Origin of the sequence: Marinobacterium iners DSM 11526 (assembly GCF_900107855.1) — a bacterium.
GTDB classification, from domain to species: domain Bacteria; phylum Pseudomonadota; class Gammaproteobacteria; order Pseudomonadales; family Balneatricaceae; genus Marinobacterium; species Marinobacterium iners.
In genome coordinates this window covers 45,354-64,814 of sequence record NZ_FNRJ01000008.1, presented here as the reverse complement: position 1 = coordinate 64,814, position 19,461 = coordinate 45,354, and the positions used below count along the sequence as shown (strand labels likewise).

Below are 19,461 nucleotides of genomic sequence, written 5' to 3'. Positions count from 1 at the left end.
AAGTAATCTCTGGCTTACCAGTAAAAAGCCGGGCCCCGTGAGGGGCTCGGCTTTTTTGTATGTATTAAGGGAGAGAACATCCCTTGTCTTGCCTCTCGCTCTACTGGATAAATAGTGGAACAATGGCTCGAACTTTATTTGCATATGTGAGGGATCATTCAAATGCTGCGTGTACTGGGTAATATTCTCTGGTTCGTGTTGGGTGGTGTGCTGATGGGGTTGGCCTGGTGGCTGGCCGGCTTGCTGGCGTTAATCACCATTGTGGGTATCCCTTGGGCGCGTTCATGCTTCGTAATAGGCAGTTTTGCCTTTTTCCCGTTCGGCAAGGAACCGGTCAACCGTCGCGACTTGACGGGTCGTGACGATATTGGCACTGGGGTTTTGGGGCTGATTGGCAACATCATCTGGTTCATTTTCGCCGGTATATGGCTGGCAATTGGTCATTTAATGTCGGCACTGGCCTGCTTTATCACCATCATTGGCATTCCTTTCGGCATTCAGCACCTCAAACTGGCGATGATTGCGCTGGCTCCGGTGGGGCAGACAGTGGTCCGCAGTGATACTCGTTTCAACACCCCGCTTGAGTAACCAGCCAGTATTCAATACGTTGCGAATATATATTTGTTGTCTCTAATATTTTACGATTGGGTCAACTGAATCGACGCGACCATCGGGTATATTGCCATGCGACTGACACTTCCTCTGATTCTGCTTTCTCTGCTACTGGTCGGGTGCAGCGGTGACGAATCCGTTTCGCCAGAGACGACACCGGCTCCCTGGGTCAGAACAGTGGCAGTGCAGAGTCATGACAGTGCATGGGTGAAATTGTCGGGTACGGTCAAGGGACGTCACGAAATCCCTGTCTCGTTTCAGGTCCCCGGTCGCATTCTGGAACGGCATGTCGATGCTGGGCAGCGAGTGGTGGCCGGGCAGCTGCTGTTTCAGCTTGATACACGCGACCTGATGGCAACGGTTCGAGTGGCGGAAGCTGAGGTCAAAACCGCTGAAGCGGCTTTGGCGATTGCCCGCAGCGAGTTAAAGCGTCAACAGCAACTGGTTGAACGTGATTTTGTAAGTCGGCAGACACTGGATCGTTTTGAGCTGGCGTTGCGTGAAGCGGAAAGCCATCGTGATGCCGCACTGGCGGTGCTGGCACAGGCGCGCAACGGCTTGGGTTACGCCAAACTTGCAGCTGACAGGGCGGGTGTGTTGACCGAGGTCAGTGCAGAGCCGGGCCAGGTGGTGGCGGTGGGGCAGACATTGGCGGTGTTGGTTGAAGAGGGTCCACTGGAGGTTGAGGTATATCTTGCCGAAGGTGTGCGTCCCCCCGAAGGTGGCAAGCTGCAACTGGAAGACAGGGTGTTACCGCTGAGTTTGCGTGAGGTTGCCGGTGCAGCGGACCCGCAAAGCCGCAGTTGGCGTGCGCGCTACCGCATAGAACAGCCTTCTGACGCCCTGAGCCTGGGTATGGTGGTGCAGGTACTGCTGAACCAGGATCAGCAAGGTGTCACGCTGAGTGTGCCGCTGGGGGCGTTGGATGAGCGCAGCGGCGGCCCGCAGGTGTGGCAGGTGTTGGGGGGCAAGGCACAGCCTGTTCCGGTTGAGGTTCTGTCACTGGAAAGCGAGCAGGCCAGAATTCGCGCTTCACTGGCCGAGGGCAGCCGCATTATTGCCTTGGGCACCCATCTGTTGACGCCGGGAATGGATGTGAGGGAGCAGGCACAATGAGCTTTCCCAACCTCTCGGCGCTTGCGGTACGTGAGCGCTCCGTCACGCTGTTTTTCATCATTCTGTCCGTGTGTGCCGGTGTGTATGCATTCCTTTCACTGGGGCGGGCTGAAGATCCGGCCTTCACCGTTCGCGTGATGGTGGTGTCGGTGGTTTGGCCCGGAGCAACCCCGCAAGAGCTGCAGAATCAGGTCGTTGATCGACTGGAGAAGCGCATCCAGGAAGTGGAATATCTGAACAAGGTTGAAACCACTGTACGTCCGGGGCGTGCGGATCTGCAGGTGGAGTTTGAAGATTTTTCGCCCAGCGAGGTGGTACCCGATCTGTTTTATGAAGTGCGCAAGCGGATGCAGGATGAAGCCGCCAGCCTGCCCGCCGGTGTGATCGGCCCCATTGTGAATGATGATTTTTCGGATGTGTACTTCTCGCTGATCGCCCTGACGGCCCCGGGCATGCCGATGCGCGAACTGACACGTGAAGCCGAGTCGATTCGTGATCGTTTGCAGCGTCTGCCGGGTCTGCAAAAGGCGCTGGTGCTGGGTGAGCGCCCTGAGCGTGTATATATCGAATTTGACATGAATCGGCTCAACAATCTCGGCCTGACCCCAGAGCAGATATTTGCTGCCATCGAAGCCAGCAACAGGATGGTGGCCTCGGGGTTTGTGGACCTGGATGGCCCGCGTGCCTATCTGCGCATTGAGGCAGACTTGGCCGACCCTGAACAGTTGGCGGCGGTGCCGCTGAGAGTAGGAGGGCAGCTCATCAAGCTGTCTGACTTGGCCGAAGTGCGACGGGGATATGAAGATCCACCGAGCTATCTGGTACGAGCCAATGGTAAGGACGCCATTTTGCTGGGTGTCGTGATGCAATCCGGTCAGAACGGGCTCGAATTTGGTGAGCGTCTTGAAGCCTTCATCGCAGACGAGCAGTCGCGCTTGCCTCTGGGCATGTCGTTGCAGATGCTGACCAATCAAACCGAGGCGATCAGTCAGGCAGTCAACCTGTTTCAGGTCAAGTTTCTGGTCGCGGTTTTGGTGGTGATGGCAGTGAGCATTCTGGCGATCGGTTTTCGTGCCGGCCTTGTGGTCGGGATCGCAATTCCGGTCACCATCGGCCTGACATTCCTGCTGATGAAAATGGCCGGCATCAATCTTGACCGCATCACATTGGGGGCGTTGATCATCGCACTGGGACTGCTGGTGGATGATGCGATCATCGCGATCGAGATGATGATCGTGAAGATGGAGGAAGGCTGGGACCGCGTGCAGGCGGCCAGCCATGCCTGGAATGTCACGGCGGCACCGATGCTGTTTGGCACCCTGGTTACGGTGGTGGGGTTTGTGCCGATCGGGTTTGCCCAATCCGGCGTGGGCGAGTATGCGGGCAATATTTTTTGGGTGCTGGCATTCGCGCTGTTGATCTCCTGGCTGGTCGCAGTGACCTTTACGCCCTATCTGGGTGTAAAGCTGCTGCCGGACTATCATCAGCACACCCCCGGTGATCTGTATCAAACGGCACTGTATCGTCGTCTGCGTGCCTTGATTGGCACCTGTGTACGCTTTCGCAAGACGGTGGTGGCCGCAACGATAGGCGTGCTTGTACTGAGTGTGATCGGCATGGCCACACAGGTACAGAAGCAGTTCTTCCCCAGTTCGGACCGCCCGGAGGTACTGGTTTCGGTCTACCTGCCACAGGGCAGTGCCATTGGCGCGACAGATGCAACCGTGCGCAAGCTGGAAGCGATTCTGTCACAGATGGAAGAGGTCAAAAGCCTTTCGGCCTATGTGGGAGCCGGAGCCCCTCGGTTCTTTATTTCGGCCAATCCCGAACAGCCTGACCCTGCCTTCGCCAAAATCATTGCCATTGGAGAGGATGCCGCGGCCCGTGATCGCATTATGGCTGAGCTGGATCGGCATATTGCCGCAGGCGAGTTCTCCGAGGCGCGGGTGCGGGTGATACGACTGCTGTTTGGTCCGCCCGTGGTCTGGCCTGTCAGCTTCCGCGTTATGGGGCCCGATGCCAATGAGTTGCGACGTATTGCACATCAGATACGTGAACGGATGGAAGCACATCCCAATACCGTGATCCCGCATCTGGAGTGGGACGAGCGGGCACCGAGTTACCATCTGAATATGGACGCTGAACGCCTGCGCCTGATGGGGCTGACGCCGAACGAGGTGGCGAGGCAGCTTCAGTTGCAGCTGAACGGACTTGCTGTCACTGAGGTGCGGCAGGATATCCGCAGTGTGCAGGTGGTGGCGCGCAGTGCGCGTGACGGTGTTCTGCTGCCGGAGGCGCTCGAAATCAAGACTGCAGAAGGCCGAAAGTTGTCGCTGCAGCAGCTGGGTGAACTTGAGATCCGCTATGAAGATCCGGTGATCAAACGCTACAACCGTGAGCCTTTCCTGGCGGTGCAGGCGGATGTGCAGGGGGCACAGGCACCGGATGTGACCCAGGCCATCTGGCAGCAGATGGCACAGCTGCGGGCCGGGCTGCCACCGGGCTATCACATCGACATCGGCGGTTCTGTTGAGCAGTCCGGCAAGGCGGATGCCTCCATTCAGAAGTTGCAGCCGGTGATGCTGGCGCTGATGCTGATCTTCATCATGCTGCAGATGCGCTCCTTCTCGGGCACTTTCATGGTGGTGGCTACGGCTCCGCTTGGACTGGTGGGAGCCGTGGCAGCACTGCTCCTGTTCCAGCAGCCATTTGGCTTTACGGCGCTGCTGGGTCTGATCGGCCTTGGGGGGATTCTGATGCGCAACACCATGATTCTGACCCAGCAGGTGCAGGACAATTTCGACACCGGCATGGCGGTGCGTGACGCCGTCATTGAAGCAGCGGTGCAGCGGGCACGCCCGGTGATTCTGACAGCACTGGCTGCGATGCTGGCCTTCATTCCGCTGACGCTGGATCTGTTCTGGGGGCCTCTGGCCTATGTACTGATCGGTGGCGTGGCGGTGGGTACGCTGATTACCCTGCTGTTTGTACCTGCGTTGTACGCGCTCTGGTTCAAGGTCAGCAAGACCTGATACGGCTGCATGCTGCCGACATTACGCGACAGACAATTTGACCAATAGTGCGCCAGGGTTCCGGCTGCACAGTTGCTGTGACTGGTCCGAGAGCACTCGATCTTTCAGTGAGGGGTTGCACGATAGGACAAAAGCCCGGCAGATGTGCTGCCGGGCTTCATGGTTGCACTGGTCTGTTACGCTTTGGTCTTGCGCATTCCAAACATGCCAAACAGGCCAAGCAGGCCACTCAGAGCGAGTATGCCGAAAAGGGGCAAGGTCGGAACAGGTGTTACCTGTGCTGGTGCTGGCGGTGGCGCGGCCACATCGTTATCAAGGGCCACGCCATTGATATCACTCAAATTCTGTCCGGAATAATTGGGATCAGCGCTGACAGCCGGGTCTACCACCACGGTAAATGGCTGATCACCGTCTATGTTCGTATCATCAACTGCTGTTACATTGAACGTTGCCTCATAGCTATTACCAGCGGTAAGGATTACCGTTGCGGGCGTCACCGTTGCTTCGGCCCCGGCGATACTTACACCGATAGAGATATCATTTGTGGGCGCGAAAAAGCCAGCCACCGATACGGTTACAGTCTGCGATGTTCCCTCGGTTAGATAGAATGCGCCGCCACTGGCAGGGTCCATGACAATGGTATTGATGCCTTCGATGTTTCGATTGGTGGCGCTAACAACGCTCGAAGAGGGTGCGCCGTCGAATGAAGCGGTACCTCCCGTTGCGGTCGTGGTATGCACAATCGTGTACATGACTTCACCATCATTGCCGTCGCCTGATGCACCGGGCGTAACGGCGATCGTTTGTGGCACGTCCCAGTTGGCATCTGTGAACAAGACTGCGCCACTGACCGTCCCCTCAGTCACGTCGCCGCTCAATGGTGTTACCGTGACAGTCTCGCCAGCGCTGGGCGCTTGATCCAAAACCACAAAGTAGGTGACCGCTGAGCCGTCTTCGTTGGTCAGCAGGGTAGTAGGTTCTATGTTGACCTGTAGTGCGGCAGTTGCTTGGGTGGCAAGCAGCAAGGCAGCCCCAAATACTGGAAGGCGGTTATACATGGTTATTATCTCCAAAAAGGGGCTTGATTTGGCATAGTCATCGACGGGCGTGGTTCGGCTTGCTAAACAACACCGCAGCCGTAACCTGATTTTGAGCTTAATAGATGGAGGTGATCATCGCAACATGCAATCTTTAAGCTTGGCCGGTGCTGAAGAGATCACCGAGTATGGCAGTTGGAGACGCTGGTTGGCGATTCGTCAGGCATAATCGGTTTGTCCTTTTTATTGGTGCTGCGCCAGCCCTTCGTTGGCGCGCCCTGATTTGTGGCAGGGTGTTCAGGCGTGCCCCACCTGGGAGCGGAAACGGACGGTTTTATGTTGTCATGGGATCAGGTGCGGTGCCTGTTACCGGATTATGCTCTGTAGTGGCCTGCTTGTTGCATCCGTTCTGTGTACGAATCACAGATCAGGGTCTGCATCATGTTGTTGAATACCAAACGAGGCCCTGCCAGCAACCATGTACCCTCTAGTGTGCTGGCATCCGTCACGCTGGGATTGGAAGAGTTCATTGAGGCACAGGGCGGACACAGTGCAGAAGTTCTGGCACGCTCTGGCTTGAAATCCGGCCTCTATGAGAAGCCTAATCGCCACATTCCACTGAAACATTATTGTAACTCCATGCATGAGGCTGCGCGCTCTACCCATAACGAGCACTTTGGGCTCTGGTTCGGTGAGCAGTTCGACCCTGAAGGGCTGGGGCTGTTCGGTTTTCATGCGATCACCTCGCCAGACTTGCGGGCGGCGATCCACAGTATGCAGGAGTACTTTCCGGTATTTCAGCGTAACAGTCTGCTTCAAATGACAGTCAGGAATGGCATCTGCCAGCTTGAATATCGTCTGTTGGATGGCGATATCATGGACCGGCGCCAAGACGCCGAATTGACAGTAGGCATGCTCAATAATGTACTGCGCCGTGCCATGGGTGATCAGTGGTCACCGCTCGAAGTACACTTTCAACATCCGGCGCTGGTTGATGCGGGGCAGCATCGTGAAGCGTTTCAGTGTGATATTCGGTTTCGGCAAGAGAGCAATTTGATCCTGTTCCGTGAGTCCTGTCTGAATCAGCCGATGCCTGATGCCAATGCAATGCTGAACAATGTTACCCGTGGCTCGATTCTGGAGTTGGCTGGTGTGGTGCAACAGAATCTGAGTACGGTGCAGCGCACCAAGAGTGAAATTATCGAGCTGTTGCCCAGTGGAGAGGTCAGCCTGGATCGGGTCGCCAGCCGGCTCAACCTGTCATCGCGCACGCTGCAACGTCTGCTGTCAGCGGAACAACAGTCGTTCAAGGGGGTTATCGATGAAGTGCGTGAGGAGCTGGCCATTTGTTACCTTGGCTATGAGCGCCTCAGCATTTCCGAAGTGGCCTACCGTCTGGGTTACTCTGAGGTCAGCGCGTTCACCCGTGCCTTCATCCGCTGGAAAAACATGAGTCCCAGTGACTGGCGGGTGCGGTAATCTCCCTCTTTGATATCCGGTGCCAACGAAATGGCGCCAGAAGTCAAAACTTCAGTTTCTGCAGTCAACTGCTTTTCCCACCCCCTCTGAGACACTGAAACCGTCCAACATCTACGAGGATGGTTTCCATGTCACAGATGCCAAATGTTCTGCCTTCTGTATGGGTTTGCCCACCAGAGAACGCGCTTGAAGAAGCCTGTCTTTTTCTGGAGCGTCATAACGTCAAATATATATTGGCTCAGTTTGTCGACCTGCATGGCGGCATCAAGAGCAAAGCGGTTCCTGTCCATTGCCTGAAAGGTCTGTCTGAAACCGGTGCAGGTTTTGCCGGTGGTGCAATTCTCGGTTTCGATATGACACCGCAAGACCCTGAATTCATGATGGTCGCTGACCTGTCCACGTTGGCATTGTTGCCCTGGTTGCCCGGTTACGCCTGTATTCGTGGTACCGGTATGGTTGGCGATGCGCCTTATCCGCTGGACCCGCGCAATGTATTGGCGGCACAGACCGCACGCTTGAAAGCGCGTGGCCTGCGTTTCATGACCGGTCTTGAACCGGAGTTCTATCTGCTCAAGCGAGATCAGGAGGGCAGAGTGGTTCCGTTTGATTCCACTGATACCCTCGACAGGCCAACGTATGACTATCAAGGGTTGACTCGCAACGCCGCATTCCTTGAAGGGCTGTACGACGCGCTGACGGTGATAGGGCTTGATGTCTATCAGATTGACCATGAGGATGCCAACGGCCAGTTTGAGCTCAACTTTAAATACGATGAAGCGTTGCAGTCGGCGGACAACATGCAGTTCTTCAAAATGGCGGCAAAAGAGGTTGCCAATGATTTGGGGGCGATTTGCAGTTTCCTGCCCAAGCTATCCGCCACCACCACAGGTAATGGCATGCATGTACATTGCTCGCTGGTGGATGAAGCCGACAATAACATTTTCCATGATGCTAATGATCCCAGCGGCATGGGGCTATCGAAAACGGCCTATCAGTTCATCGCCGGTGTCATGGAACACGCGCCAGCACTGGCTGCATTGCTGTGTCCGTCGGTCAACTCATACAAGCGCCTGATCACGGGCACACCGCAAAGCCCAAGCTGGGCACCCGTTTTCATCGCGTATGGCGATAACAACCGCTCCGCCATGCTGCGTATTCCCTATGGTCGGATTGAAGTGCGTATCGGCGATAGCAGCATGAACCCCTACCTGGCTACGGCTGCCATCATAGCGGCCGGTTTGGATGGGATTGATCGTGAGCTTGAGGCCCCAGAAGCTCATTCCATCAACTTCTACGACCTGACTCCCGAGCAGGTAGATGAACTTGGTGTTGCCCGCTTGCCTGAAAACCTGAATGAAGCCTTGAAAGCACTGGCTGAAGATACCTTTCTTGCCGAAGCGTTGGGCGAACGTCTGATCGACAGTTTCCTGCGATTGAAGCGGCAAGAGTGGCATGAATACCATCGCGCCGTTTCCGAGTGGGAAATCAACCGCTATCTGACTTTTTACTGATTGGAGCATCCAACATGATCACACTGACTCAAGCGCAGATCGCCCAATTTCGTGAAGACGGGTTCCTGATCGTCGACAAGATCATTGAACCGGAAGCCGCTGCCGAGATTCTGGAAAATTTTGAAGGGGTTTTTGAAGGACACTATCAAACGGGCATCAAACCGGATGAAGTGAATCTGCCAGTGGGTGAGCCGCCCTTTACCAAGCAGATCTGTAATGCGTGGAAATCAGACCTTTCCGTTGCCCGCCACATCCTGTCCGAGAATCTCGGCAAGGCATGTGCAGAGCTGGGCGGATGGGATGGTGCCCGGCTGATGATCGACAATCTGTTGTGGAAGCCGGTGAACGGTCGCTCAATCGGTTTCCATCAGGACAGTATGTACTCGCTCTGGATCGACAAGCCTGAGTTGGTGAGCTGTTGGGTAGCGCTGGATAAGACGACGGCTGATGGTGGCACGCTGGTATATATCAAAGGGTCACACAAATGGGGTGAAGCCAAACCGATCATGCAATTTCATGGCCCCGAAGATGACCTGAAAGAGGTGCGAGAGTGGGCCAAAATCCATGGTTTTGAGCTGGAATTGGTACCGATTGTTGTGCCTCCGGGAGGCGGTGCTTTCCACGATGGCTGGCTCTGGCATGGTTCTCGGGTCAATAAGGCTGATGTGCCGAGACGAGCATTGGCAGCACACTTCTTCCAGCATGATATTCAGTTCAATCCGGAACGGATAAGCATCGGAAATGGCCCGATCTACGGCAAGTACAAGAAGTTGGGCTCCAACGAAGTCGATGAAGGCTATTTCCCGATCACCTACCGCGAAGACGGTTATCGCACACCGGGTCTTGACGAGTATCTGGAGAAAGGAGTCGTCTGATGAGAATTGTCGCCATCATGGCTGGCGGGATGGACGGGCCCGCAGAATCGGGTCGTATAGGCGAAGTCGTCGCAGAGCGTGGGGGAACCCTGCACTGGTTTTATCGCCGCAAGGGTGATGTGCTGCCGCTGGATATTGACGCGTTTGATGGCCTGATCGTCTTTGGTGGTGAGGTCAGTGTCCATGACCCGTTGCTTCAGCCCTATTTCGATGACTTGGCTGATCTGATTCGTCGGTTCGCTTCCGCTCGCAAGCCGGTGCTGGGATCTTGTCTGGGGTGTCAGTCAATTGCCTATGCCTTTGGTGCGGCAGTTAAGCCACAGGGCTTTCTGGAGTACGGTTTTACGTCATTGCAACTGACTGAAGCGGGGCAAGACGACCCGCTGTTGAAAGGAACTGAGTTACAGCCGAAGCTGTTCGAAATGCATTCGGACACGTTTGACCTGCCTGAAGGTGCTACGTTACTGATGAGCGGTAAGGCGGTCAAAAATCAGGCCTATCGTCTGGGCGATCTGATCTATGCCTTCCAATGCCACTTTGAAGTGACGCCGGAGATCGTGGATACCTGGAACCGCCGCGAGTTGCTTGGCGATCCTGCCCAGGATCAAGCTCACATAGCGGAACTTATCGCACAGGCACAACAGGACTTTACGCAGTACCAGGCGGCGCAGACGGACTTTGCTCGCACGCTGGTTAACCGTTGGCTGGACTTGATCGACACCACTCAGGTTTAGAGGAAAACGCATTGGCAACCAGGATTAAAAATATCCTCGCCTTGGCGATGATTCTGCCGGTGTTCTATCTGGATACTGATAAAAAATCCTGATTCGGTCGTACCACGACACGCCACCTTCGGGTGGCGTTTTTGGGTTCTGCACTCTGAATGAGGTTTTGTGTGACTGAGGTTGAGGTAGACTCTAACCCTGACAGTCAAGAATCGAGCTCTGCCATGTTGAATAGACTGAACTTCCGGCACCTGTATCACTTTTGGGTTGTGGCCCGAGAAGGCAGTATGGCGCGTGCTGGCCAGATCCTGGAGTTGACACCGCAAACGCTGAGTAGCCAAGTCGCTGCGCTTGAAAGCGAAATGGGTGGGCTTCTGTTTCGTCGAGAGGGCCGGGGGTTGCGCTTAACGGATCTGGGGCTCAGGGTTCAGTCCCATGCCGATGAGATATTTGAAGCGGCTGAAGCGCTTGAGCAGGCTATGGAGGTACCGCTGGAATCACGCCCTATGCGCTTGGCTGTGGGCGTTTCCGCATCCATTCACAAGCTTATTGCCTGGCGCCTGCTGGAGCCTGCGCTGCAGCTGGAGCGTGAAGTGAATGTGGTGTGTGAAACGGGGCGCACACGGTATCTGTTGTCCGATCTGGGCAAGCGTCATCTGGATGTGGTGCTTACGGACCACCCGCCGGTGCTGGCGCATGATTCGGGCTTTCGTCTGCATGAGTTGGGCAGTTCTTCGATGATGCTGTTTGCTGCTCCCCAATTGGCCAATACGTTAAAAGGACCTTTTCCAGCAAACCTTGAGGGGCAGCCGTTTCTGGTGAATGCCGTGGATGCGCCGCATGTCAGTCAGTTGATGCAGTGGTTCAATGATCAGGGGATTCGAGTCTCAGTCCGGGGCCAAGTGGATGACAGTGCGTTGATCAAGGTGTTTGGTCATCATGGTATGGGCGTGTTTGCAGCGCCTGCCATGATTGCCGATGAAGTCTGCCGTCAGTACGAAGTGGAATGTTTGGGTGAGGTGGAGGCAGTTCAGGATCGCTTGTTCGCCGTGACGCGCTCAAGTCGAATCCATAACCCCGCTGTTGAGGCTATTTGTGCCCGTGGTACCCAAAACCATCAGATTAAATCTGATGAAAGAGACGAATAAATCTGCTTTTTTCTTTCGTGATGCTTGGCCAATATAAATCCGTAAGCAATCAGAAGAGGGCCACGGCCATGAAAGCAATTCACAAATACCATCTGGATGCGTCCGATTCACTGACCACACTGCGCCTGCGTGAAGGTTTCCGCATTGTACGCTTCGAGTATCTGGTGGCTGAAAAAGGCTTGTTCCTCTGGGCTGAAGAGCCGCTGAGGGCCGACGTTCCTTACGTCGATGCGAGCTTCAAGGTTACCATGACCGGAAAGCCGGTGGCGATGCATTATGAATACATGGATACGGCGCTGGACCCCTTCGGGCCAGAGGCCTACCACCTGTTCAGGGTGGAAGAGAGCGCGGCGCCTCAGTCACCCCATACGCCGCCGCATCTTCGCAACGTAGCGGCCTGACCCAGCTGCTAATTGACACCCCCTGGGCCGGATAGCAGTAGCTATCCGGCCCTTTTTCGTTCAGTATGATTTTCAGCCTGCTCAACAGATCAGGAGTCAGAAATGGATTATAAAGACAATGATGCCCGGTTAATGGATTTCCTTAATCGGCTGATCAAGTGGTCTGTTCGGCTGTTGGCCATTTTGATGGTTTTCGTGATCATTATGGGCGTTGTTGACGTGGGCTGGACGCTATATGAGAAGCTGCTGGCCGCTCCCAAATACATCCTCACCATTTCCGACATGCTGGCCACCTTTGGTGCCTTTATGGCGGTACTGATCGCCATCGAAATCTTTATCAATATCACGATCTATCTGCGTGACAACGTTATCCATGTCAAAATCGTCATTGCGACTGCTCTGATGGCCATTGCCCGAAAGGTGATTATTCTTGACCTGGATACCACGCCGGCTGAATACCTCTGGGGCATGGCACTGATAGTGGTTGCCATGAGTGTGGCCTATTGGGTGGTACAGCGTTATGGCAGTGAGGAAGGCGGGCACTGACCGCCCGCGAGGAATATTGAAGGAATATACGTGGAGAAAACGATTCTGGTTACCGGTTGCTCAACCGGTATAGGGCGTCACTGTGCGCTTGAACTGAAAAAAGCGGGATGGCGCGTACTGGCAACGGTTCGCAGCCCGGAAGATATTGCCTCGCTGGAAGCTCAGGGCCTGGAAAGCTTCGTGCTGGATCTGGATTCATCCGAGTCTGTTCGGGCCGGGTTTGAGCAGGCCATGATGTTGACGGGCGGACGTCTGGATGCGCTGTTCAATAACGGTGCCTATGGCCAGCCCGGGGCCGTTGAGGATCTGAGCCGTGAGGTGTTGCGAGCCCAGTTCGAAACCAACCTGTTTGGCTGGGTTGAGCTGACGAACCTCGTGATTCCTGTCATGCGTCGGCAGCAGAGGGGACGAATCGTCATGAATTCGTCGGTTCTGGGGCTGGTCGCGATGAAGTACCGTGGCGCCTATAACGCCTCAAAATTTGCTCTGGAAGGGATCACCGACACTTACCGTCAGGAACTGCATGGCAGTGGTATTCATATTTCACTGATTGAACCGGGGCCTATCACCAGCGCCTTCCGGGAAAATGCCCTTGTCGCCTTCAAGCGCAACATCGATACCGAGCACAGTGCACATGCGGATACCTACCGGGGCGTTCTGAATCGGCTGGAAGCGGGTGAGCAGGAGGGCTCGGCTTTTACTCTTCCGCCGGAGGCCGTGTTCAAGGCGCTGCAGTCCGCGTTGACCGCTCGGACGCCAAGGGTACGTTACTATGTGACCGTCCCAACCTACCTGCTGGGGTATCTCCGGCGCGTGTTGCCGGCCCGTTGGCTGGATGCGTTACTGCGTCGTGCAGCGGAGAAGGAGAACGCCGACTGAGTATACTCAAGGGATTCCCATCCTGATCGGTCATCTCTACACTCGCGGTTTCTGTCAGTCATCAAGAGTCAAAGCCCGTGTTGTCGTATCGCATTTCAACCCGCTATTACCGGACCCAAACAGCCCGCCATCTGCTCTGGATGCTCGGGCTCGTAATTGCCGTTGTGATCAGCATCTACTATCTGTTTCAGGCATCGGCAGTGGCTGATTTCTTGGTTCCGGCCTTGGGTGTTGCAGCCTGCTCGGCCTATTTCATCAAGCTGTTTCAGCATGTACGACATGGGCGCTCGGCCTATCCGGAAATCGAGCTGGATAATCAGGCGAAAACCCTCACCCTGGTTCAGGGTGATAACCGAATTAAGGTCGATATCAGTCATATTCTCGACCTGCGCCTCAAATACCGTAGTTATCACCTGGAGCAGATCCAGATGACGACTCAGGAGGGCGAGGTACTACGGCTGGAAGGTTATGATGAGCTGGAAGATCTGGGGGCCGAGCTTGAACTGCTGACACCCAGCCATAACGTCAAACGGTCAAAGATCCGTATCCGGTAATTGAGATTGTGAGTGCAGCGGTAAATGGCCTGTTTTCACAAATATGACGGTTTCCTGCTCAACCCATGGGAAATGTTCGCTCAAGTGCGGGCTACGTAGCCAGGTGCCGGCGGGATATACGCCGTGCTCATCCCGAAACTCGCCTGACAGCACCAGAATTTCTTCGCCACCAAAATGACGATGCGGCTGAAAGCGTTCGCCGGCTGGCCATCGAACCAGTGCGGTATGCTCGGTTTCGAAGTGGTGCAGCGGCATCACCTCAAGCCCTCCCTGTCCCTGCTGCCATGGCGTGCTCTGGGTGTCGATACGTACCTGTGCCAGATCGTTCGGGCTGAAGTGATTCAGTTTCACGAACAGCGTGCATCCCTGTTGGCTGAAGGGCGCGTGTTGGCTACCGGGTGGATTTCGGATGTAACTGCCGGCCGGGTAGTCACCGGTTTCATCCGAAAACACGCCGTCCAGTACCAGAATCTCCTCACCCAGCGGGTGTGGATGGCTGGAAAAGGCTGACCCGGGCCGGTATTGCACAATACTGGTGGTGTGGCCGGACTCTTTGGCTTCTCGTTCCAGGGGCTTGCGCAACACCCCCGCCGCAGGGCTGGTGATCCAATCCAGGTTGGATGTTCCAATCACAACGTGCTGACTGAAGTCCATGTTGAGCATTGTCGGTATCATCATTGTTCCTGCAGGAAAGTTTTCTGTTTAATCATAAGCCTGTGCATTGTAGTACGTTGGCTGTCGCATAACAGTTTGACCTTTAACCGGCCCGGGCGGAGGGAATCGGCTTTACAGTGGCGGGGGAGTGGTGTAGTTTTCCTTGTTAATTAGATTATTCGCATTTAAAAGAACTATATTCTTAAATTGCATAATAAAGGTGGTATTCATGAAAGCAGGCAAACTTACCGCATTGCTGCTGGGGGCCAGTTTGATGGCTCCGCTGGCGGCTCAGGCTGACGGCCAGCAGGTCGAAAAGGCGCTGGTTCTGGTCAACAGTGGGTCGCTGCAGACTCAGGGCATGGCGATGGTGCTGGGCAACGCCATGCAGCAGCAGGGTACTCAGGTTGATGTACTGCTGTGCGACAAGGCAGGGGACCTGGCCCTCAGCGAAACCGCCAATGAACCCCTCAAGCCACGTGATGTGACCCCTGAACAGCTGCTGATGAAGCTGCAGAAAGGTGGCGCCAATGTAAACGTGTGTGCGCTGTATCTGCCCAATGGCGGTCATGACAAGGCAGCCCTGCGCGAAGGTGTTGGCGTGGCGACACCGCCTGCCATTGCCAAACAGATGACGTCTGAAGAGACGCGTGTATTCAGCTTCTAAGGAGAACGGCTTAATGAAAAAACTGCTGACACCGATGCTGCTCAGTGCAGCTCTGGCAATGCCGATGGCGGCTGCACAGGCGAATGATGAAATCGGCATTACGCCTGAAGCGACCTATGAGTTGGTACAGGAAAAGCGTGATGAGGTGCTGTTCATCGATGTGCGTGATCCGGTTGAGATCATGTTCATCGGTTTCACCGACGAGGTGGATCTGAACATTCCCTACCTGATGGTGGACCGTAGTCAGTGGGATGCGCAGAAAAACCGCTTCCGCCTGTATCAGAATCCTGACTTTGCCGCTCAGGTAGAGCAGGCATTGATACAGCGTGGTCTGGACAAGAATGCGACCGTCATCACCATGTGCCGTTCGGGCAGCGAGCGTGGCCTGCCCAGTGCCGAATTTCTGCGCGAGAACGGCTTTCCCAATGCGACCTATGTAATTAACGGCTTTCAGGGTGACAGCATCAAGGCTGGAGACAATGCCGGGTTCCGCATCCAGAACGGCTGGCAGAACTCTGGTTTGCCCTGGGGCAGCAAGCCAAACCCTGAAAAAATCTACCGTATCGACCGCTGATACTCCCGTGGCGGGGCTTGCAGGTCCCGCTCTTGCGCCTGTCGGCTTTCCGGCAGGCGTGCTATTCTCGCCGCCTCGTTTTTTCGCCCGAGGTGCATGTTGTTTCTATCAGGCTACCTGTTGATCGGGATGGCACTTGCAGCTGTCCTGAACGCATTCTTTTCAGTTCTTCCCGGCTATCTTATAGGTGTTCCTGTCTGGATCTCGGCCCTGCTGCTTTGGCCGCGACTCAAGTCGGCGCAGCGCAAGCAAACCGCTGTTCTTCTGCTGACAGGTGCCCCGCTGCTTCTGTTTGGTACGGTCTATGGTGATGACCCACAATATTTGCTCAAGGCGCTGGAGGCCAACTACCTGGTGCTGGCCATGCTGGTCGGGGTCAGCTTTCTGCGCCTTGTCGCCATGCAGGGGGTACACAGTGATGAGCAGCTGCCGCGTGGTCGGACGGCACTGTGGCAGACGCTTCTGGGGGCGCACCTGATCGGTTCGGTGATCAATATTTCATCCGTGCTGATTGTGGGGGATCGGCTATCTGCTCGTCAGCCACTGCAACCGGTTCAGGCGCTGGTATTGCTGCGCAGTTTCAGCATCTGTGCCTTCTGGTCACCGTTTTTTGCAGCCATGGGGCTAACACTGGTAAGCGCCCCCGGGGCGGAACTGAAAACTCTGGTGCTGTTTGGTTTGCCGGTCGCGCTGGCAGGTCTGCTGTTCAGCATGTGGGAAGTGGCGCGAGCACCTGCTGTTGAGCAGGCGCGCGGCTATCCCATGCACTTGAAGGCATTATGGATGCCGCTTGTGCTGGCCGTTCTGGTGGTGATCTGTCATGAGATATGGCCTGCGATCAGTGTGCTGACGCTGGTGACATTGATCTCCATCCTGTTTGCCGTCAGTTGGCTGCTGTTGCGTCAAAAACGACAGGGTGGTCGACGTCTGCTGAACCATATCCATGAAGGTCTGCCGGGCCTGGCAGGAGAGGTGATGCTGTTTCTGGCCGCTGCAGTATTGGCGGCTGGCGTGGCGTCCAGCTTGAGCGCGTTTGATCTGGCGCTTGCACCGGAACACTATGGTGCTCTGGAAGCCTGTATCACACTGTTGGTACTCATATTGCTCGCCTTTGCTGGCATGCACCCGGTGACCAGTGTCGTACTGGTGGGCAGTATTCTCGCACCGAGCGTGAGTGACCCGAACCTGCTCGGGCTGACCATGCTGATGGGGTGGGCACTGGGTGTGGGACTGTCCCCTCTGTCGGGAGTTCAGCTCAGCCTGCGGGCACGCTATTCCATACCGGCTGTCCAGTTGATGCGGCTGAATCGACTCTATGCGCCGGTGATGTTACTGGTGTGCTGGGCCATGTTGTGGCTGTTTACTCGGATTTGAACGTTTTTTCATCTGGGCGACTGCCACTCCTTGAGTGCATAACAGTTTCTTGAGTTTGCCCACAGGCTGGATAAAAGGTTCTAAAGTACTGCTTTCAGCCACTGCTCTCTTTGCTAGTCTCAAACCGCAATGGTCCAGACGGGAAGGGATATGAAGCAGAGAAACATCTCCGCTGTTTCAAGACGCACGCTGCTGGCGGGTCTGCTGTTGAGCCCACTGCTGCTGGGCGGGTGTCAGCGTATGCTGTCAGGCCGCCCGTCCGAAGGCCGGGTGGTGATTATCGGTGGCGGCTTTGGGGGTGCCACGGCGGCGCGCTTGCTCAGGCAGCAGGCACCGCAGCTGGATGTCACTCTGGTTGAACCCGCCAGCCGTTTCTATACCTGTCCCTTTTCCAATCTTGTACTGGCCGGCCTGCTGCCGCTAAAGGCTATTGAGCAGGATTATGCCGGACTGATACAGGCAGGGGTAAGCCATCGGCGTCAGCAGGCGCTGGATATTGATCCGATTCGCAAACAGGTCATTCTGGACGATGGCGCCCGAATTGAATATGACCGCCTGATTGTCTCGCCCGGTATTGATCTGCGCTGGGATGCGATAGAGGGTTACAATGCAGCGGCCGCCGAGCGGGTGCCGCATGCCTGGAAGGCGGGGCCACAAACGCTGCTCTTGCGTCGTCAGCTCGAAGCGATGCCGGATGGTGGCAGCGTCATCATCACGGTGCCTGGCAATCCCTACCGTTGTCCGCCGGGTCCTTACGAGCGTGCCAGCCTGATCGCGCACTATCTCAGTCGGCACAAACCGCGCTCAAAACTGTTGATACTGGACAGCAAGGACCGTTTTTCGAAGCAGGCCCTTTTCATGTCGGCGTGGAAAGATCTCTATGGTGATCGAGTTGAGTGGGTTGGATTGTCGGATGATGGCAAAGTGATGCGTGTGGATCCGCAGCGGTGGGAGGTAGAAACCGACTTTTCCACCCGACACCGTGCCGCAGTGCTCAATGTGATTCCACCGCAGCAAGCCGGTCGTATTGCGGCAACGGCCGGACTGACCGATGCCAGTGGCTGGGTACCGGTTGATCCGGACACATTTGAGTCTCGTCATGCCGCGGGTGTACATGTAATAGGGGATGCCTGTATTGCGGCCCCCATGCCCAAATCCGGGTTTGCCGCCGGCATGCAGGCGCGCGTGGCAGTGGCGGCCATCATCAGCGAGCTGACAGGGCAGGATGTTGTCACGCCGCAACTGTCCAATATCTGTTACAGCCTGGTAGAGCCGGGCTACGCCATTTCGGTGGCGGGTCAGTATGAAGTGGATCAGGGGGCTCTGGTGCTCAAGCCCGGTACCGATCATCTGAGCCCGTTGGAGGCTTCACCTCGTTTGCGTCAGTCTGAAGCTCGGTCGGCTGAAGGCTGGTATCGTGCCACCACCGCTGATATCTGGGGCGGCTGATTCGATGCGCCACTGGGTTGCGCTGTTGTTGCTGCTGGCCAACCCGGCCTTGGGGGGCGAGCCGGTGCTCATGCAAGGGCTTAAGGTGCAACTGCCCGCCGTGATTGAGGATGGTGCGCAGGTGCCGTTGCGGATCGCATTTGATGAGCGGCTTGATCCCGGTGAATACCTGAAAACGATACAGGTGCAGGCTCCCCTTAACCCTGAGCCGGATGTGATCCGTTTTGAATTCCTGCAGGCCGTGGTTCCGATCAGGCTGGCAACCCGGATACGGTTGAGTGAGTCGCAGCGGGTTGTCATTCGTGCCCAAAGCAATACAGGGCGGCAATGGCAAACAGAAGTTCAGGTCCGTGTTGCGCTGAGTGGCTGTCTGACAGGGCCAGCCCCTGCCGCCGAGACAATGACGATGCACACCCCCCGTGTTGCCATGCCTGATGCAGGTGGAGCGGGGGAGGTCAGGGCTCAGGTTCGCCACCCGATGGAGAACGGTTTCCGCAATGGGGTGCGTGATCATGCAATCACGCCGAACAGGGTGCAGACCCTGAGCATATCCCGGGCTTCATCACCGTTGGCAGTGGTGCAGTTCCATGCCGGAACGGCTTCCAACCCCTATGTCAGTCTCTGGCTGAACGATAGCCGAGACCTGACGTTCAGCTGGCAGGATCTGCAGGGGCTGGAGCTGCACCACTGAGTGTTGTAAACCCCTTCCCAGTTGAGTTGGCTGGCCATTTCTCCGGGACCAGGGCTTGCCGCCCCTGCTTGAAACCTTTGCGTACTGGATTGATAAACGAGGCTGCGCGGGCTTTCTTGTTCTGTGTTAGGCTGAAC

Annotated in this window: 19 protein-coding genes and 1 riboswitch; of the genes, 17 read left to right on the top strand and 2 right to left on the bottom strand. The window is 55.9% G+C overall.

Annotated elements, in window-relative coordinates; translation table 11 throughout:
- Window positions 1-162: 162 nt before the first annotated feature.
- The 3 genes from BLV48_RS10315 (at window position 163) to BLV48_RS10305 (ending at window position 4,760) form a co-directional block, all read left to right on the top strand.
- Window positions 163-588: a YccF domain-containing protein gene (locus tag BLV48_RS10315; RefSeq protein WP_242529982.1), complete on the top strand. Its 426-nt coding sequence runs from the start codon at window positions 163-165 to the stop codon at window positions 586-588.
- Between the two features lie 96 nt (window positions 589-684).
- Window positions 685-1,728, top strand: a complete 1,044-nt coding sequence (locus BLV48_RS10310) for an efflux RND transporter periplasmic adaptor subunit (protein WP_091826640.1) — start codon at window positions 685-687, stop codon at window positions 1,726-1,728.
- Window positions 1,725-4,760 carry an efflux RND transporter permease subunit gene (locus BLV48_RS10305; RefSeq protein WP_091826638.1) on the top strand — a complete coding sequence of 1,012 codons (3,036 nt, stop codon included), beginning with the start codon at window positions 1,725-1,727 and terminating at the stop codon, window positions 4,758-4,760. Before BLV48_RS10310 ends, BLV48_RS10305 begins: the two co-directional genes overlap by 4 nt.
- Window positions 4,761-4,801: 41 nt before the next feature.
- Window positions 4,802-4,904: riboswitch (guanidine-I (ykkC/yxkD leader) on the top strand.
- Window positions 4,905-4,936: 32 nt separating this feature from the next.
- Here BLV48_RS10305 and BLV48_RS10300 read toward each other — a convergent pair.
- Window positions 4,937-5,818, bottom strand: a complete 882-nt coding sequence (locus tag BLV48_RS10300; protein WP_091826636.1) for an IPTL-CTERM sorting domain-containing protein — start codon at window positions 5,816-5,818, stop codon at window positions 4,937-4,939.
- Between the two features lie 420 nt (window positions 5,819-6,238).
- Between BLV48_RS10300 and qhpR the strand changes: the two genes are divergently transcribed.
- The 9 genes from qhpR (at window position 6,239) to BLV48_RS10255 (ending at window position 13,915) form a co-directional block, all read left to right on the top strand.
- Complete coding sequence (gene qhpR / locus BLV48_RS10295) at window positions 6,239-7,276, top strand: AraC-like transcriptional regulator QhpR (RefSeq protein ID WP_091826635.1); 1,038 nt, start codon at window positions 6,239-6,241, stop codon at window positions 7,274-7,276.
- 128 nt (window positions 7,277-7,404) lie between these two features.
- Window positions 7,405-8,787 (top strand): type III glutamate--ammonia ligase, encoded by a 1,383-nt coding sequence (gene glnT / locus BLV48_RS10290; protein WP_254775016.1) that lies wholly within the window; start codon window positions 7,405-7,407, stop codon window positions 8,785-8,787.
- Between the two features lie 14 nt (window positions 8,788-8,801).
- Window positions 8,802-9,662, top strand: coding sequence for a phytanoyl-CoA dioxygenase family protein (locus BLV48_RS10285; protein ID WP_091826633.1), 861 nt, complete (start codon window positions 8,802-8,804; stop codon window positions 9,660-9,662).
- On the top strand, window positions 9,662-10,396 hold the full coding sequence (locus BLV48_RS10280; protein ID WP_091826631.1) for a type 1 glutamine amidotransferase: 735 nt from the start codon (window positions 9,662-9,664) through the stop codon (window positions 10,394-10,396). Before BLV48_RS10285 ends, BLV48_RS10280 begins: the two co-directional genes overlap by 1 nt.
- 215 nt (window positions 10,397-10,611) lie before the next feature.
- Window positions 10,612-11,535, top strand: coding sequence for a LysR family transcriptional regulator (locus BLV48_RS10275; RefSeq protein WP_091826761.1), 924 nt, complete (start codon window positions 10,612-10,614; stop codon window positions 11,533-11,535).
- A 68-nt stretch (window positions 11,536-11,603) separates the two neighbouring features.
- Complete coding sequence (locus BLV48_RS10270; protein WP_091826629.1) at window positions 11,604-11,936, top strand: DUF7352 domain-containing protein; 333 nt, start codon at window positions 11,604-11,606, stop codon at window positions 11,934-11,936.
- 102 nt (window positions 11,937-12,038) lie between these two features.
- Window positions 12,039-12,482, top strand: coding sequence for a phosphate-starvation-inducible PsiE family protein (locus BLV48_RS10265; RefSeq protein ID WP_091826627.1), 444 nt, complete (start codon window positions 12,039-12,041; stop codon window positions 12,480-12,482).
- A 30-nt stretch (window positions 12,483-12,512) separates the two neighbouring features.
- On the top strand, window positions 12,513-13,361 hold the full coding sequence (locus tag BLV48_RS10260) for an SDR family oxidoreductase (RefSeq protein ID WP_217632990.1): 849 nt from the start codon (window positions 12,513-12,515) through the stop codon (window positions 13,359-13,361).
- A gap of 77 nt (window positions 13,362-13,438) precedes the next feature.
- Window positions 13,439-13,915 (top strand): hypothetical protein, encoded by a 477-nt coding sequence (locus BLV48_RS10255; protein WP_091826623.1) that lies wholly within the window; start codon window positions 13,439-13,441, stop codon window positions 13,913-13,915.
- Here the strand turns inward: BLV48_RS10255 and BLV48_RS10250 are convergent.
- A complete protein-coding gene (locus BLV48_RS10250) occupies window positions 13,895-14,593 on the bottom strand; it encodes a cupin domain-containing protein (RefSeq protein WP_422730696.1) in 699 nt (232 codons plus the stop codon). The two genes, BLV48_RS10255 and BLV48_RS10250, sit on opposite strands and share 21 nt — an antisense overlap.
- A gap of 205 nt (window positions 14,594-14,798) precedes the next feature.
- On the opposite strand from BLV48_RS10250, the gene BLV48_RS10245 reads away from it, so the two are divergent.
- From BLV48_RS10245 to BLV48_RS10225, 5 genes are all read left to right on the top strand, one after another.
- Window positions 14,799-15,236, top strand: a complete 438-nt coding sequence (locus BLV48_RS10245; protein ID WP_091826621.1) for a DsrE family protein — start codon at window positions 14,799-14,801, stop codon at window positions 15,234-15,236.
- Window positions 15,237-15,249: 13 nt separating this feature from the next.
- A complete protein-coding gene (locus BLV48_RS10240; protein WP_091826619.1) occupies window positions 15,250-15,810 on the top strand; it encodes a rhodanese-like domain-containing protein in 561 nt (186 codons plus the stop codon).
- Between the two features lie 96 nt (window positions 15,811-15,906).
- Entirely contained in the window at window positions 15,907-17,184 is a 1,278-nt protein-coding gene (locus tag BLV48_RS10235) for a hypothetical protein (RefSeq protein WP_091826617.1), read from the top strand.
- A gap of 150 nt (window positions 17,185-17,334) precedes the next feature.
- Entirely contained in the window at window positions 17,335-18,633 is a 1,299-nt protein-coding gene (locus BLV48_RS10230) for an NAD(P)/FAD-dependent oxidoreductase (RefSeq protein ID WP_091826615.1), read from the top strand.
- 4 nt (window positions 18,634-18,637) lie between these two features.
- Complete coding sequence (locus BLV48_RS10225) at window positions 18,638-19,324, top strand: thiosulfate oxidation carrier protein SoxY (protein ID WP_091826613.1); 687 nt, start codon at window positions 18,638-18,640, stop codon at window positions 19,322-19,324.
- Window positions 19,325-19,461 lie beyond the last annotated feature (137 nt).

Excerpts from the sequence above, each read along its gene's own strand:
- BLV48_RS10315 (WP_242529982.1), top strand. The coding sequence starts at position 163 with ATGCTGCGTGTACTGGGTAATATTCTCTGGTTCGTGTTGGGTGGTGTG.
- BLV48_RS10310 (WP_091826640.1), top strand. The coding sequence starts at position 685 with ATGCGACTGACACTTCCTCTGATTCTGCTTTCTCTGCTACTGGTCGGG.
- BLV48_RS10305 (WP_091826638.1), top strand. The coding sequence starts at position 1,725 with ATGAGCTTTCCCAACCTCTCGGCGCTTGCGGTACGTGAGCGCTCCGTC.
- BLV48_RS10300 (WP_091826636.1), bottom strand. The coding sequence starts at position 5,818 with ATGTATAACCGCCTTCCAGTATTTGGGGCTGCCTTGCTGCTTGCCACC.
- qhpR (WP_091826635.1), top strand. The coding sequence starts at position 6,239 with ATGTTGTTGAATACCAAACGAGGCCCTGCCAGCAACCATGTACCCTCT.
- glnT (WP_254775016.1), top strand. The coding sequence starts at position 7,405 with ATGTCACAGATGCCAAATGTTCTGCCTTCTGTATGGGTTTGCCCACCA.
- BLV48_RS10285 (WP_091826633.1), top strand. The coding sequence starts at position 8,802 with ATGATCACACTGACTCAAGCGCAGATCGCCCAATTTCGTGAAGACGGG.
- BLV48_RS10280 (WP_091826631.1), top strand. The coding sequence starts at position 9,662 with ATGAGAATTGTCGCCATCATGGCTGGCGGGATGGACGGGCCCGCAGAA.
- BLV48_RS10275 (WP_091826761.1), top strand. The coding sequence starts at position 10,612 with ATGTTGAATAGACTGAACTTCCGGCACCTGTATCACTTTTGGGTTGTG.
- BLV48_RS10270 (WP_091826629.1), top strand. The coding sequence starts at position 11,604 with ATGAAAGCAATTCACAAATACCATCTGGATGCGTCCGATTCACTGACC.
- BLV48_RS10265 (WP_091826627.1), top strand. The coding sequence starts at position 12,039 with ATGGATTATAAAGACAATGATGCCCGGTTAATGGATTTCCTTAATCGG.
- BLV48_RS10250 (WP_422730696.1), bottom strand. The coding sequence starts at position 14,593 with ATGATGATACCGACAATGCTCAACATGGACTTCAGTCAGCACGTTGTG.
- BLV48_RS10245 (WP_091826621.1), top strand. The coding sequence starts at position 14,799 with ATGAAAGCAGGCAAACTTACCGCATTGCTGCTGGGGGCCAGTTTGATG.
- BLV48_RS10240 (WP_091826619.1), top strand. The coding sequence starts at position 15,250 with ATGAAAAAACTGCTGACACCGATGCTGCTCAGTGCAGCTCTGGCAATG.
- BLV48_RS10235 (WP_091826617.1), top strand. The coding sequence starts at position 15,907 with ATGTTGTTTCTATCAGGCTACCTGTTGATCGGGATGGCACTTGCAGCT.
- BLV48_RS10230 (WP_091826615.1), top strand. The coding sequence starts at position 17,335 with ATGAAGCAGAGAAACATCTCCGCTGTTTCAAGACGCACGCTGCTGGCG.
- BLV48_RS10225 (WP_091826613.1), top strand. The coding sequence starts at position 18,638 with ATGCGCCACTGGGTTGCGCTGTTGTTGCTGCTGGCCAACCCGGCCTTG.